The 14,644-nt window shown below is 70.2% G+C and carries 14 protein-coding genes; 1 reads left to right on the top strand and 13 read right to left on the bottom strand.

What is annotated here, in order from left to right; translation table 11 throughout:
• Window positions 1-419: 419 nt before the first annotated feature.
• From DP939_RS15765 to DP939_RS15705, 12 genes are all read right to left on the bottom strand, one after another.
• On the bottom strand, window positions 420-1,244 hold the full coding sequence (locus DP939_RS15765; protein WP_113981439.1) for an SDR family NAD(P)-dependent oxidoreductase: 825 nt from the start codon (window positions 1,242-1,244) through the stop codon (window positions 420-422).
• 44 nt (window positions 1,245-1,288) lie between these two features.
• A complete protein-coding gene (locus DP939_RS15760; protein ID WP_199565188.1) occupies window positions 1,289-2,077 on the bottom strand; it encodes an amino acid ABC transporter ATP-binding protein in 789 nt (262 codons plus the stop codon).
• Window positions 2,074-2,994, bottom strand: a complete 921-nt coding sequence (locus tag DP939_RS15755) for an amino acid ABC transporter permease (RefSeq protein ID WP_113981437.1) — start codon at window positions 2,992-2,994, stop codon at window positions 2,074-2,076. Before DP939_RS15755 ends, DP939_RS15760 begins: the two co-directional genes overlap by 4 nt.
• Before the next feature lie 3 nt (window positions 2,995-2,997).
• On the bottom strand, window positions 2,998-3,912 hold the full coding sequence (locus DP939_RS15750) for an ABC transporter substrate-binding protein (protein WP_113981436.1): 915 nt from the start codon (window positions 3,910-3,912) through the stop codon (window positions 2,998-3,000).
• 187 nt (window positions 3,913-4,099) lie between these two features.
• The gene (locus DP939_RS46195) at window positions 4,100-5,017 is read right to left on the bottom strand and encodes a LysR family transcriptional regulator (RefSeq protein ID WP_158578587.1); all 918 of its coding nucleotides are present in this window, start codon (window positions 5,015-5,017) and stop codon (window positions 4,100-4,102) included.
• Between the two features lie 39 nt (window positions 5,018-5,056).
• A complete protein-coding gene (locus tag DP939_RS15740) occupies window positions 5,057-5,989 on the bottom strand; it encodes a LysR family transcriptional regulator (protein WP_263972326.1) in 933 nt (310 codons plus the stop codon).
• A 13-nt stretch (window positions 5,990-6,002) separates the two neighbouring features.
• On the bottom strand, window positions 6,003-6,914 hold the full coding sequence (locus DP939_RS15735) for an arginase family protein (RefSeq protein ID WP_158578586.1): 912 nt from the start codon (window positions 6,912-6,914) through the stop codon (window positions 6,003-6,005).
• 85 nt (window positions 6,915-6,999) lie between these two features.
• Window positions 7,000-8,169, bottom strand: coding sequence for an alanine racemase (locus DP939_RS15730; protein ID WP_113981433.1), 1,170 nt, complete (start codon window positions 8,167-8,169; stop codon window positions 7,000-7,002).
• The gene (locus DP939_RS15725) at window positions 8,166-9,350 is read right to left on the bottom strand and encodes an aminotransferase class V-fold PLP-dependent enzyme (protein ID WP_199565187.1); all 1,185 of its coding nucleotides are present in this window, start codon (window positions 9,348-9,350) and stop codon (window positions 8,166-8,168) included. The genes DP939_RS15730 and DP939_RS15725 overlap by 4 nt, the downstream gene beginning before the upstream one ends.
• Window positions 9,351-9,355: 5 nt before the next feature.
• The gene (locus DP939_RS15720; protein ID WP_147268006.1) at window positions 9,356-10,543 is read right to left on the bottom strand and encodes a M24 family metallopeptidase; all 1,188 of its coding nucleotides are present in this window, start codon (window positions 10,541-10,543) and stop codon (window positions 9,356-9,358) included.
• Window positions 10,531-11,487, bottom strand: a complete 957-nt coding sequence (locus DP939_RS15715; RefSeq protein ID WP_158578585.1) for a proline dehydrogenase family protein — start codon at window positions 11,485-11,487, stop codon at window positions 10,531-10,533. The genes DP939_RS15720 and DP939_RS15715 overlap by 13 nt, the downstream gene beginning before the upstream one ends.
• A gap of 456 nt (window positions 11,488-11,943) precedes the next feature.
• The gene (locus DP939_RS15705; RefSeq protein WP_225878272.1) at window positions 11,944-12,537 is read right to left on the bottom strand and encodes a TetR/AcrR family transcriptional regulator; all 594 of its coding nucleotides are present in this window, start codon (window positions 12,535-12,537) and stop codon (window positions 11,944-11,946) included.
• A 58-nt stretch (window positions 12,538-12,595) separates the two neighbouring features.
• Between DP939_RS15705 and DP939_RS15700 the strand changes: the two genes are divergently transcribed.
• Complete coding sequence (locus tag DP939_RS15700) at window positions 12,596-13,462, top strand: SDR family NAD(P)-dependent oxidoreductase (protein ID WP_113981428.1); 867 nt, start codon at window positions 12,596-12,598, stop codon at window positions 13,460-13,462.
• Between the two features lie 316 nt (window positions 13,463-13,778).
• Here DP939_RS15700 and DP939_RS15695 read toward each other — a convergent pair whose 3' ends face one another.
• A complete protein-coding gene (locus DP939_RS15695; RefSeq protein ID WP_225878271.1) occupies window positions 13,779-14,597 on the bottom strand; it encodes an ArsR/SmtB family transcription factor in 819 nt (272 codons plus the stop codon).
• Window positions 14,598-14,644: the final 47 nt, after the last annotated feature.

The following is a 14,644-nucleotide window of genomic DNA, read 5'->3' as shown; positions in this document are numbered from 1 at the left end:
TGTACTGAGCCTCCCCGCTTCTCCCGGCCTCCGCGGACATGCCGTGGCGGCCGGGGCGACGCATTGTGAGCCGGAGGTATTCCTCCCGCTCACGGCCCAGGGCTCGCGGCCCCTGCGGTCTCCGGTCCTTCCGGACGACCACTGGAACGCAAGGCTGCTTTTTCAAGAACGCCGGCTTCTCCCGCAACTCGGTGTTCTCCCGCTCCAGCTCCCGGATCCGCGCCCGCTCCGTACGGACGGCGCTGTCGGGCACCACCCCATCGTCATCGGCGACAGCACCGGACGCACCTCCGCATCGGACGCCGGCTCTGGCGAGGAGCGATGGCGGCGCACCGGCACAGGCGACAGCGACCTCTGGAACGTCGTCGAGTCGCACGGAGTGGCCTACGTCGGCGGCCAGGGCCTGGCCGGCCCGGGGTTCAGCGTGGGCCGGACAGGAGGCCGACGGCGGGGTACCGGTCCAGGCCGAAGATGTCCACCTGTGGGGACCTCTGCTGGATGATCATTCCTCCGTCGACGGGTACGACGACGCCGGTGATGTAGGCGGCCTCGTCGGAGGCGAGGAAGGCGTAGGCGGAGGCGAGGTCGTCCGGTATCCCCACGCGGCCCAGTGGCACCGTCCTGCCACGTTCGGCGAGTTCTTCCGCGCTGACCGCGCCGGGGGGCGCCACGTTGATCGACCCCGGCGACACCGCGTTCACGCGGATCCCGTAGGGCGCGAGGTCGACCGCCAGCGCGCGGGTCATCGCCTCGATGCCGCCCTTGGAGGCGTCGTAGGCGACCTCGCCGCGGTGGGCTCTGGTCGCGCCCCCGCTGGAGGTGGAAATGATCACCCCGGAGCCCTGCTCCACCATGTACTTGGCGGCCGCGTGCGAGCAGAGGAACACACTGCGCAGGTTCACCCGCAGTACGCGATCCCACCACTCCTCATCGGCGTCGAGGAAGTGCCTGACCTGGCCGATCAGGCCCGCGGTGTTCACCACGACGTCGATGCGGCCGAAGGCCCGCACCGTGTCGTCCATGATGTCGTTGACCGTCGCCGCGTCCGAAACGTCCCCGGCCGCGGTCCGTGCCCGTCCCCCGCCACGGGTGATGTCCTCCGTCACGGACTTCGCCCTGGCCTCGTCCACGTCGTTGACCGTGACGCGGGTGCCCAGTTCGGCCAGCTTCCTGGCGACGGCCGAACCGATGCCACCGCCCGCGCCGGTCACCACGGCCACCTTGCCCTCCAGCGATCGACTCATCGTCCTTCCTTTCTTTCTCTTCTTTCCTTTACAGGTGTTCGGTGTCAGCGGACGGCGGCGAGAAACGCCCGCGTGCGTTCATGCCGCGGCGAGGAGATCACCTGGCCGGACGGTCCCGACTCGACGATCTTGCCGTCGTCGAGGAACACCACCCGGTCGGCGACGTCGCGGGCGAACCCGATCTCGTGGGTGACGACGACCATCGTCATCCCGGACCGGGCCAGGGCGCGCATCACGTCGAGTACGTCGCCGACCAGCTCGGGGTCCAGTGCCGAGGTCGGCTCGTCGAAGAGCATGAGCTTGGGCCGCATGCACAGCGCCCGGGCGATCGCGACGCGCTGTTGCTGCCCGCCGGAGAGCTGCGCGGGATAGGCACCGTGCTTCTCCGACAGGCCCACCTGCCGCAGCAGTCCGAGCGCGCGTTCGGTGACCTCCTTCTTCGGCTCGCGCAGTACCCGGCAGGGCGCCTCGATGAGGTTCTCCAGCACGGTCATGTGCGGAAAGAGGTTGAACTGCTGGAAGACCATGCCGACACCGGCCCGGCGCCGGCAGATCTCCTTGTCGCTCAGCTCGTGGAGCCTGTTGCCCTTCTGCCGGTAGCCCACCAGGTGCCCATCGACCCACAGCCGTCCGCTGCTGATGACCTCCAGATGGTTGACGCAGCGCAGCAGGGTGCTCTTGCCCGATCCCGAGGGGCCGATCATGCAGACCACTTCGCCGGCGTGGACCTCCAGGTCGATGCCTTTGAGCACTTCGGTCCTGCCGTACGAATGCCGGACGCCCTCCGCGCGCACGATCACCTGCCCGGTGCCCTCCGGGGCCGGTCCGGTCATTTCTTCCTCCATGTGCCGCGCCGGCCGATTCCCAGAAGGCCGGCGAGCCGCCGGAGCGGCGTCCGCTCCTGCCGCACGGATCCGCGGGCGTAGTGGCGCTCCAGGTAGTACTGGCCGACCGACAGGATCGAGGTGACGACGATGTACCAGATGCTGGCCACGATGAGCAGCGGGATCGTCTCGAAGGTGCGGGCGTAGATCGTCTGGGCCGAGTACAGCAGGTCCGGTACGGCCAGCACGCTGACCAGCGAGGTGGTCTTGAGCATGCCGATCGTCTCGTTTCCGGTGGGCGGGATGATGACCCGCATGGCCTGCGGGAGGATGACGCGGCGCATGGTCTCTAGGCGGGTGAGCCCGAGGGCGCTCGCGGCCTCCGACTGGCCTGGAGGGACCGACTGGATGCCGGCCCTGACGATCTCGGCCATGTAGGCGGCCTCGTTGAGGCCGAGGCCCAGGACCGCCGCCATCATGGGCGTGATGAGCGTGTTCGCGTCCAGCGCGACGCCCGGAATCCCGAAGGTGATCTGCGGATAGAGCGCGGCCAGGTTGAACCAGAACAGCAGTTGCACCAGGACCGGCGTGCCCCTGAAGAACCAGATGTAGCCGAACGCGGTCGCGCGGATCACCGGATTGGGCGACATGCGGCCGATCGCGATGACCGTGCCGAGTACCAGGCCGACCAGCATGCACAGCACCGTCAGTTCCAGCGTGATGACGATGCCCCTGCCGATGGAGACGTCGCGCAGGTAGTCGCCGACGGTGGGCCAGCCGAAGTTCGCGTTGGTCAGGACCGACCAGCCCAGCAGCCCCAGGATCACCGCGATGACGGCGGCGGCGAGCCAGCGCCCGGGGTGCCTGCGCGGGACGATGACCAGCTCGCCTACGGGGGGACCGGTGACCACGGTCGAGGAGGACATCGCTCAGCTCCGGTCGTGGTCGGGGAGCAGCGCCGTCTTCGGGATCGACCACTTGGCCATGAGGCGTTCCAGGGTGCCGTCCGAGGCGAGGGACTTGACCGCGGCCCGGACCGCGGGGGCGAGCTTCGACCCCTTCGGGAAGGCTATTCCGGTCAGCACCGGCTTGTAGACGTCACCGGGTGCGACCTCGTACTTGCCGCCGGACCGTGCGGCCCGGTAGCCGCTGGGGATGCTGTCCTCCATGATCGCGTCGGCCCGGCCCCCGGTCAGCGCCAGGTGGGCCTCGTCGAGTTTGGGGAACAACATGACCGTCACCGGCTTGCGACCGGCGGCCTGACAGTCCTTGGAGATGGCGGGCAGGTACTGGATCCCCTGCACGCTGCCCTTCTCCCCCGCCACCCGGTGCCCGCACAACGCGGCGGGATCCATCGCGAGCCTCAGCGGGTTGCCGCGGGTGACGACCAGCGCCGACCCGTCCCGCAGATAGGGCACGAAGTCGACCACGCGTTGCCGCTCGGGGGTGATGAAGAATCCCGACATTCCCATGTCGTACTTTCGTGCGGCGAGCCCGGGAATGATCGCGTCGAAGGTCGCGTCGATATGCACGGGTTTCAGGCCGAGAGACGCGGCGATGGCGTCCGAGAAATCGATGTCGAAGCCGATGAACGTTTTACCGTCGGAGTCGAAGAATTCCATTGGGGCGTTCGCGCTCCCGCTGGCGACGGAGAGCGTTCCCTTGGCCTTGACCTCGTCAGGGACCAGTGCGGCGGCGTCTTTGTCGATCGCGGTCGTCACCTGGACGGCCGTCCCCGAGGCGGTCGTCGGTGCGGAAGAATCAATTGATCGGTTCGTGCAGGCGGTCCCGGCGAGTACGACGATGCCGACGGCGATCGTGGCACGGCGAAGGCTCGATCTCATGGCTTTCTCTCTGAACTCTCAGTGCCGACTGTGGTGTCGTCCGGGTTCATGTTCAAGAGTGCGTCGGGGTAAAGTGATATATGCGACGGCTGACCTTTGAGGATTAACCATATACCGGGGGCTCGGAGCCGTGATTAACGTTCTCTTCACCCCACCGCCAGCCTGTCTTAAGGCGCGGGCGGCGGGGTCACCGCTCGCCGGTGGACAGCGCCGCGGCGGCCAGCCGCAACAGCCTCGTCATCTCGGCGACGCACGGAGAGGTCGACTCGCTCTCCCTGGACACCAGGCAGACGCGGCGCCGCGGCGGGCGGGGACGCACGGGGAGCACGCGCAGGTGCGGGTTGGCCGTGTGCGTGGAGAGGGCGGGGATGAAGGTGACGCCGACGCCGGCGGCGACCAGCGCCTGCGCCATGTGGTAGTCGTCGATCTCGAAGGCGACGTGCGGCTCGAACCCCTCCCATCCGCACGCGATGGCCGTGAACTCATGGACGCTCGATCGCACGGAGCTAGTGATCCACGGCTCCTCGGACAGGTCGGCGAGCGCGACCGAGGGACCGTCCGCCAGCCGGTGCCCTTCGGGCAGCGCGATGAGCATCTCCTCGGTGAGGAGGTCTTCGCAGGCGAGCGTGTCGTCATGCGGCGGCGGGACGCCGTCGTAGTCGAACGACAGCGCGAGGTCGAACTCTCCCGCGGCCACCCGGTGCAGGTACTCCTCGGGCTCGCCCTCGGCGAGCCTCAGTTCCACGGCGGGCCAGGCGCGGTGGAAGTCCATCAACGCCTGGGCCACGAGGGTCTCGCCGGCGCTGCGGAACGTGGCCAGCCGCAGCCGCCCGCCGCGCAGCCCGGCGATGGCCTTCACCTGCTCGTCGGCGAGTTCGAGGTGTTCGAGCACCCCCTCGGTGTGCTCGACGAGGATGTGCCCGGCCTCGGTCAGCGCGATACTGTGCGGCCCGCGCTCGACCAGCACCGCGGACATCTCCCGTTCAAGGGCCGCGATCTGCTGGCTGACGGCGGACGGGGTGTAGCTCAGCGCCTCGGCGGCGGCCGTGATGGACCCGCGAAGGGCCACCTCCCGCAGGACCTTGAGCCGTCGTATCTCTAGCACGACCGCCTCCCCACCGGCTCCCTACCGTGCCGCCGCATGTCAGTCACGCGCCCCGACGGCGAGCAGGACGTCACGGATCGCGGCGACCACCGCGACCCGGTCACCGCCGACCCGATAGGTCGCGTGGATCCGACGGCGGAGGTCGACGTCGGTGAGCCGGTGGACCTCCACCCCGCGGTGATGGTCGCGCGCCGTCATCTCCGGCAGGAACGTCACGCCCATGCCTCGCGCCACCAGTTCCTGGGCGATGTGGTAGTCGTCGGTGTGCATGATGATGCGCGGCGTGAATCCGGCCTGCGCGCACGCCCGTTCGGTGAAGCGGTGGACCGCGTTGGCGGGGGTGGACGCGATCCAGTTCTCCCCCGCGAGGTCGGCCAGTCTCAGTGGCTCATCGGCGGGCAGATGGCCCGCGGGGACGGCGACGAGAATGGGCTCCGCGCAGATCTGCTCACTGACCAGGCCCTCGTCGAGCTGGGGATCGAGACCGTCGTAGTCGTAGTTGAGCGCCAGATCGAGTTCGTGCCGCCGCAGTGCCGTCATGTACTGTTCCGGCTCGCCCTGCACCACGCTGATGGAAATGGCCGGATAGTGCCCACGGAAGTAGGTGATGGCCTCGACCAGGAGCGATTCGCCCGCACTGCGGAACGTCGCCAGGCGCAGCCGGCCGTGTCCCAGCCGGCCGACGGCGCGGACGTGCTCCTCGGCGGCGAGCAGCCGTGCGATCATCTCCTCGGCGTGCCCGGCCAGGATCCGGCCGGCCGCGGTGAGCCTGACCTGCCGGCCGCCGCGCTCCACGAGCGCGAGCCCCGCCTCCTGTTCCAGCGCCTTGAGCTGCTGGCTCACCGCGGACGGGGAGTACGCAAGGGCCTCGGCCGCCGCGGTCAGCGTGTCGTGCCGCCCGATTTCGAGCAGCAGCGCGAGCCGGCGGAGATTGAGCCGGGATTGGTACTGCCGCGGGGGCCGGTCTCCGATTGATCCTCTCCACTCACGCGAAGGCGGATACGAGTAGTTCAGTCACCTTACCTGCATATTCGTGCTGGGGATCACGATCTACGTTGAGGTCGGCGACCGACACGCCGATCAGCCTGGGGTCCCCGCCGAACGCCTTGAGCAGGGTCTCGACCTCGGCGTAGCCGAGTCCGGTGGCCGCGGGGAAGCTGACGGCGGGCATCACCGCCTGATCGAGGACGTCGATGTCGAAATGGAGCCAGTACGGCATCCCCTCGCGGTCGAGCAGCGCCGCCGCCCGCGCCGCCGCCGTCTCGGCGCCCATGGAACGGATGGACTGGGCGTCCATGACGCGGGCGTCCGGAATGGCGGTGGCCGCCTCGGCGGCCCCCGACTCCCGCCGCCGCGTGCCGTCGGCGTCCCCGATGGCCAGGACGTCGGCCGGCTCGACCAGGGGCACCGGACCGGCCAGGGCGCCGGCCGCCTCGGCGGCGTATCCCGTCACGACCGCCAGGGCCATTCCGGCCAGCTCGCCGGTACGGGTGTCCTTCGGGGTGAACAGGTCGAGATGCCCGTCCAGGAAGACCAGCTTGGCCGGCCCGGAGTGCCGCCGCAGCCCGGTCAGGGCTCCCGGCAGGATCGAGCAGCATCCTCCCAGGACGATGGGCCGCCAGCCGACGAGCAGCGCGGAGCTGACAGCGTCCGCGATGAGCTTGGTGCCGGTGGCGATCTGGTGGTGGCCGATGATCCCCGTGACCGGGTCACGGCTGCCGTCGGTGACGGCGATGGGCAGATCCCCGAAGTCGACGGCGCCGAGTCCCTCGACGAGTCCGGCGCGGCGGAACGCGCCCGGAGCGCCGATCTCGCCGCGTCCCGTGCCCGAGCCTTCCATCGGCGCGCCGATGACGAGCCAGCGCCGGCCTGTCACGATCTCATCAGCGGTACTCATGATGACCAGTCTTCCTTTCGCCGTGGGCACCCGGCTCGCCGGTTGCTTAAGGACTCTGTTAGCCGCACTTAAACCGGCCGGACCATCAGAAATCCGGCCGCCCGGTGCCCACCAGACGCCCCTCGTCATCGACGATGCTCACCGACCGCCAGCGGTCGAACAGGCCGCACGGATGGGAGACCCCGAATGGAAGGACGTCACCGACGGTCAGGTCGCTGTCCGGCGGAACGTCCAGGTGCAGGTGCTGGTCGCTGAGCCGGGCCGTGCCGGCGCCCGCCGGGAGCGGGCCGGGCACGCCGTCGCGGTACCGGATCCCAAGCGGCACCGGCGGCCCGGCGTCGTAGGGCAGGTGCCGCTTGCCCACCGCGACGATCGCCCGCCCCGGCTCGGGACGCGACTGGACGCGGGCCCACACGGTCGCCCCCGGCCGCAGATCGGGGCCGTCCGCCGATCGGGACCCGGGGAAGGTCCGCGCGTAGAGCCCGTGGTCGTGGACGGCGTAACAGCCGCTGCGGAGCAACAGGGTTGCGCCGAGCGCGGCCACCGGCTCCCGGCAGATGTCGATCACCCGGTCGAAGAAGGCCGAGCCGCCCGCCGAGAGGATCGGCCCGGCGAGGGCTCCGCGTCCGGCGAGCCGGGCCGCCACCGCGACGACGCCGGTCAGGTAGGCGTCCACCCGTTCGATGTCGGCGGGGGTCGCGTCCCCGCCGAGCATCCCTTCGTAGCCGGACACGCCGGAGAGCACCAGATGACGCGAACCGGCGACCGCCGCGGCCACCGCGTCGGCGTCCTCCCGCGTGCGGGTGCCGCCTCTGCCGCCGGCGTATCCGACTTCGAGGAGCACCGGATGCCGTGGCGAGGCCGCGCCGATGTCGCCGAGCGCGGCGTCGAGCCGGCGCACTCCCTCCTCGGTGTCCACCAGGGAGATCACGGTACGGCCCGCGCGGGCCGCGCGGGCGGCCCAGGCGATGTCGTCGCGTTCGACGAGCTGGTTGGCCAGCAGGATGCGCGACACCCCGACCTTCTCCGCGAGCCGCCCCTGGACGGCGTCCGCGACGGTCAGGCCCCAGGTCGACGCCGGTTCGGTCTGGAGGGTCAGGACCTCTTTCAGCATGGTCGTCTTGGCGTGCGGCGCGATCAGCGCCGCGTGGTCGCGCAGGTGGCGATCCATCTCCGCCAGGTTGTGCCGCACGGCGTCGAGGTTGAGGACCGCCAGCGGATAGCGCAGGCCGGGGTCGCCGATCAGTGTGGTCATCGGGCCGCCCCGATCGCCTCCGCCAGGCGGTCGATCTCCTGCTCGGTGTTGAAGTAGTGGACCGATGCGCGTACCACCGACCGCAGGCCGCGGTCCTCCATGTCGAGCCTGGTCGATTCGACCGATGAGTGCCAGATGTTGATGTTCTGCCTGCGCAGCCGCCCGACCAGCGCGATCGGTTCCCGGTCTCGTACGGTGAACGTGACGATCCCGCACCTGACCTCGCCCTGGTCGACGACGGTGACGCCGGGCTCGCCGCCCAGCGCCGCTCGCAGCCGCTCCGCCAGTGCCCGGATGCGGGACCAGGCGGCCTGCGGGCCGACCTCGGCCGCGTAGCGCGCGGCGGCGCCGAGGCCGAGGGCGGCGGCGATGTTCGACTCGTACAGCTCGAATCGCCGGGCGTCGGTGCGCAGCGTGTAGCCGCCCCGGCTGGTCCACCGGGCGCCGAACAGGTCCGTGACGGGGGGCCGCAGCCGGTCGAGGGCGGTGTCGCCGACGTAGAGGAAGCCGGTGCCGCGCGGGCCCCGCAGGTACTTGCGTCCCGTGGTGGTGAGCAGGTCCGCCCTGAGTTCGCGCACGTCGATCGGCATTTGGCCGACGGACTGGCAGGCGTCCAGCAGGAACAGGGCCGGACTCTCCGCGACCACCTCACCGATGGCCGCCGCGGGATTGACCAGTCCCCCGCTGGTGGGGATGTGCGTGACCGCGACCAGGCGCACCCGGTCGTCCAGGAGGCCGGCGAGGGCGCTCACCGACAGCTGGCCGGTTTCGTCGTTGGGGACGGGGGTGACGGTGACCGGCATTCTCTCCTGGAGCTGGAGGAAGGCGATGTAGTTGCTGGCGTACTCCGCCATCGAGGTGAGGATCCGGTCGCCGGGCTCGAACGGCACGGCCGCGAAGGCGAGGTTCCACGCCCGCGTCGCGCTGTCGGTGAGCGCGATCTGGTGGGGCAGGGCTCCGATCAGCCGCGCGATGTCGTCGTACACCGCGGCGCGCTCGCCCTCGCGTTCGATCGCCGCCTCGTACCCGCCGCGCCGCTGCTCCAGCGCGAGGTGGTCCAGGACCGTTTCGGTGACCTGCCGGGGTTGGAGTGACGACCCGGCGTTGTTGGCGTGCAGGAGCGTGGCGGTCGCCGGGGTGTCCGCACGCAGGGCGTCGATGTCGAGAATGGGATGGTTCATGGCCTTCATCCGGCGGTCAGGAGTTCTTGCGGGAGATCGCCCAGGCGTTCGGCGCCGGAGTCCGTGACGACGATCGCGTCCTCGATCTGCAGACCGGCCCGGCCGAGCAGGTAGTACGGGGTCTCGACGCACAGCGTCATGCCCGCTTCGAGCAGGTCGCCGGAGTCCCGGATCACCGAGGGGGGTTCGTATATCTCCAGGCCGATGCCGTGGCCGCAGTGCGTGCGGTCGAAGTCGGGCACGCCCGTCGTCCGGGCGGCGTCCACGGCGGCTGCGAAGACGTCGCCGACCCGCGCGCCCGGACGAACCTGGGCGATGGCCGCCTTCTCCGCGGCGACCAGGCCGTCGTGCAGATCCCGGAGTTCGGGGTCGAGCGGGCCGAAGACCGCCGTCCTGGACATGTCGGCGTGGTAGCCCTCGACGGTGCAGCCGATGTCGAAGCGGATGACGTCGCCGGATCGCAGCGCCCGGTCGGAGACCGGCATGTCGACCAGCGCCCCCCGTTCGGAATACCCCAGGGCGCTCAGCAGCGGATGCGCGTCGTGCTCCACCATGACGCGGCGGACCACGCGCAGCATCTCGCGTTCGGTCATGCCGGTCCCGGCCTCGGCGAGCGCGGCGATGATCGCGGCTTCGCAGGCGAGGTTGGCCCGCCGCAGGCAGTCCAGCTCGTACGGATCCTTGATCCGGCGGGCTCGGGTGAAAAGGGTCTCGTCGACCTCGACGGCCAGGTCAGGGCGGGCGTCCTTCAGTCCCAGGACGACGTCGGAGGGCAGGTGCCCGTCGTGGACGACGCGGTTGGCGTCGGGGAGTTCGGCCAGGGCGTCGAGCACGGCCCGGGCGGGCGCCGGCGCGCCGACGCGACCGGGTGCGGCATGAACGCCGAGCCCGCCGACATCGCCGCGGTAGACGAAGCCGCCGTGGGGGTGGACCAGCGTACTGTCGTACACCTCGCAGATCCAGCCGAGCTCCGAGGCCGGGGCGACCACGCGGCAGTCTCCCGCGGTGCCGACGATCGCGTACAGGGCGCCGCGGCCGTAATAGACATGGGGGACGCCGGCGAGCGCGGTCAGCCAGCGCACGTTCGGCGCGGACGCGGCGATGGCGACGGTCCCCTCGCCAAGCCCGGCCCGCAACCGATCGGGCCGTCCCCGGGCCGCCCGCGCCGCGGCGGCGAAATTCAAATAGACCATGGCTGACGCCTTCCGAGATTGCGGACGACAAAGAGCACGTTCGAGGGACGCTCGGCCAGCCGCCGGGTGAAATAGACGAACCAGTCCTGGCCGAAGGGCACACAGATGCGCACGGCGTGCCCGTGGGCGACGATCTGCCGGGCGAGTGCGTGGCCGACGCCGTAAAGCATCTGAAACTCGAAATCGGAGTCGTTCTTCCGCGCGTCGGCCATCGCGGCCCGAATAGCGGACGCGTCGTGTGTGGCGACCGCCGTGAATTTCGCGTACGTCAATGCGGTCCGGACGAGCTGGCGGTAGGCCACATCGACGTGCGTTTTACGTTGCAGGGCCACCCCGGGCGGTTCGAGATAGGCGCCTTTCACCACGCGGATGTTGGGTTCCAGTGGGAGCAGGCCGATCAGATCGTCCATGGAGCGGTGCAGGTACGCCTGAAGGACGACTCCGGTGTTGTCCAGCCCGTCGCCGCGCAGGGCCCGGTAGATCGCCAGCGTTTCGTCGACGACCGCGGAGTGTTCCATGTCCAGGCGGACGAAGGCCGAGTGCTCCGCGGCGAGGGAGACGATCCGGCGCGCGTGCCGGAGCGCGAGGTCGCGGTCGGCTTCGATGCCGAGGTGGGTGAGCTTGATGGAGAAGGTGGTGCCCTGGCCGTTGCGGGCGACGTCGGGAATGAGCCGTTCGTAGATCCTCGCCGCGGCGTCCGCGCCTTCCCTGGTGTGGACCGCCTCGCCGAGCGCGATCACATACGTCCGCATGCCTTCGCCGTGCAGGCGATCGAGCACGTTCAGGGCGTCGTTCAGCGATTCACCCGCCACGAAACGGTCGGCGCCGGCCTTGAGTCCATGCCTGCCGGCCATCGCCTGGATACGCGGGCTCTTGGCCGCGGACAAGATGAGTGAACGAAAAACGGATTGGCCGATCTGGCCGAGCATGTTGATCGGCGGCATGTTTTCACCTTCCTGAGAACCTTGCTGAACCGTATGCCGCATCGACAGGCGATGGTGTGGCGAGTTCTGATGCTCCTGGTAAGTCAAGGTTCATCGGGGCCGGGAAGAGCCTGATCGGGCAAAGCGGGAAACGGTGAGTTCATGCCGCTCCCGCTTCCTGCCGGAGCCGTTCCAGGGATCCACGCGGGACCGATCGACCAGATGGACCGGGACGGTCCCCACCGGATGCGGGCCCGTCGGCTTTGGGACGGTCAGGCGCTGCGGCGGGGTGGAGCCGCATCCGGTCAGTGTGAGGGCCAGGGCGGTGATGATGAATGCACGTTTCACCCCATTCACGGTGCCGGTCGCGTGCGGCCGCCGCCTCTGGCGTGAGGAGGACCTCCGGCTCACCCCAGGAAGGCAGGGCTCGATGACGATCGTGTTCATGGAGGATGCCCACGAACGAACGCCGCGCGGCTATCCGCTGTGGACCTGCTGGTCGATCATGGAGATCAGGGTCGAGATGAGTTCTTCGGCCGTGAGGTGCCACTTGTCCGGGGACAGGTGGCCACTGGCCTCCAGGTCGGCGATCCCGTGTGCGCTGGTCAGCAGCAGGGCGGCGAACCGGTGGGCGTGCCGGGTGCCGATCAGGTCGCCGACGATGGCCAGGAACTCCTCCATGGCGCGGCCGGCCGCCCGGCTCGCCGCGTGGATCGCGGCCGGGTCGCCGGCCGGGGTGGTGAACATCAGCCGGTACAGGTGCGGCCGGCGGCGGCCGATCGTCATCAGCGTGGACAGGGCGCGTTGCAGCCTGCCGGCCGGGGGCAGGTGCGGGTCGGCGCGTACGGCCTGCGCCTGGTCGGCGAGCCGCTCCAGGGCCTCGGCCGCGATGGTGGTCAGCAGGCTGTCCTTGTCGGGGAAGTGCCGGTACGGCGCCCCGCGGGTGACCCCCGCACGCGCCCCGACCGCGCGCAACGTCACCGCGTCCGGACCGCCGGTGTCCAGCAGGGCGGCGGCGGCGTCCAGGAGGGCGCGCCGCGTCGCGGCGGCGGATTCCACACGGCTGATCACGCCGATCACCCTACCGTTGACACTGTCATCTGAGATGCCTACCCTCGTTAAGGTGACAATGTCATCTGAAACTCGGGAATGCGTCGTCGTGACCGGGGCCTCCACCGGGATCGGCGCGGCCTCCGCCCGTGAGCTGGCCCGCCGGGGGTTCCATGTGCTGGCCGGCGTACGCCGCGACCAGGACGCCGACGCGCTCCGCGCCCCCGGGATCGAGCCGGTCATCCTCGACATCACCCAGCCCGGCCACATCGCCGAACTGGCCGCCCGCGTCGGCTCGCAGACCGGTGCGCTGCGGGCGCTGGTGAACAACGCCGCCGTCTCCATCAACGCCCCGGTCGAGGCCCTGCCGCTGGCCGAATGGCGGCGGCTGTTCGAGGTCAACCTGTTCGGGCACGTCGCCGTCATCCAGGCCCTGCTGCCCGACCTGCTGCGCCACTCCGGGCGGGTGATCAACGTCAGCTCGGTCGGTGGGAAGGTCGCGATGCCCACGTTCGGCCCGTACGCGGGCACGAAGTTCGCCCTGGAGGCGGTCAGCGACGCGCTGCGCCGGGAACTGGCGCCGCACGGCGTACCGGTGGTCGTCGTCGAACCCGGCGGGATCCGAACGCGGATGGCCGACCGGGGCATCGCCACCACGAGCCGGCTGGCCGAGGCCATGTCACCCCCGCTGCGCGACCGCTACGGGGCGCTGGTCCAGGCGGTCATGGCGATGTCCGCGGCGGGCACCGCGCGCGGGAGGTCCGCCGAGGAGGCCGCCCGGGTGATCGCCAAGGCCGTGACGACCGGCAGACCCCGCACGCGCTACACCATCGGCCGCGACGCGGCCCTGCTCACTCGTCTGTCGCGGATACTGTCGGACCGGATGCTCGACCGCGTCGCCACGGCCGTCCTCCGCCCGTACTACCCGAAGACCACCACCGTGTGAAACCACGCTCCGGGGGACGGGTTGTCGCTGAGCGCGAGCGTGCCCAGGGAGGGGAGTACAGCACCCCTGCGGCTGCCCGCACCGCGCACGGCGGTCAGCGCGGCCCGGCGGGCATCGCGCTGTCGTTCGCCTTCATTGCCGTCGGCCGGTTCGCCGGGAACATGATGTCCGCGGCACCGGCCGCGACGGGCGATCTGCGCTCGGTGTTCGGCCTGCTGGCGGTCCGCAGCCGCGGCGCAGATCGGCCCGGCCCACGGACGCGACGACCTCGCCGATCGAACAGGCCGTCCGGCGCAGCCGGTCTTGGCCGGGGAGGTCACGCGTCGCCGGGCAGTGGTTCGCCGGTCTCCAGCAGGGTCTTCAGGCTCGCCACCACGTTCGGCCAGCCGTGGCTGACCATCTCGGCCAGGCTCGATCCGGGCTCGAAGCCGTCGTGTACGACGGTGAGCTTCACGACCTGCCCGGTCTCCTCGATCGTGAAGGTGACCTTGGAGCGGGCCTCGCCGGAGAGCCGGGTGAGCGTTTCCTCGTCCCAGCCGAAGCGCTTGGCGAGCTCGGGGGTGATGGCATGCCAGGTGTAGGACAGCCGGTTGTAGGGGTCGGCCTCCAGTACGACCTGCTCCGGGTCGGCGATCAGCACGCCGTGGTTGTCCCAGGTCATCGGTGCGCCGGGGGACCAGTCGGTGGTGAACTCCGTGGCCCAGTAGCGGCGGGTGAAGGCGGGTTCGGTCAGTGCCTGCCAGAGCTTCTGCGGGGTGGTGCGGATGTAGGTGGTGTAGACGAAGGTCGGCGCGTCCATCGGGATCTCCTCCAGGGCGAGTTTCAGGTCGGCCAGGGCGTGGACCCTGGCCTGGTCGTAGCGGCTGATCCACCGGTGGGCGATCTCGTGCACGGGCGCGGCGTTGAGGTAGTGCAGCTTCTCCCGGCCCCGCCGCACGGTGGCGACGAGCCCGGCCTCCTCCAGCACCGCGAGGTGCTTGCTGACGGACTGCCTGGCCATGTCGAGTCCGGCGCACAGCTCGCGCAGCGTCTGCCCGTTGCGGGCGTTGAGCGAGTCGAGCAGTGCGCGCCGGCTCGGATCGGCCAGTGCCTTGAACACCTCGTCCATGCCCGCCCTCGTACCTCGGTCGTCCATCCATCGATATGCAGCCATCCGGCTGCCTTTAATTTAGGCAGCCGGAT

Origin of the sequence: Spongiactinospora rosea (genome assembly GCF_003315795.1) — a bacterium.
Classification (GTDB): domain Bacteria; phylum Actinomycetota; class Actinomycetes; order Streptosporangiales; family Streptosporangiaceae; genus Spongiactinospora; species Spongiactinospora rosea.
Note: the sequence above shows the minus strand (reverse complement) of the source record. Positions and strands in the feature narration are given on the sequence as shown.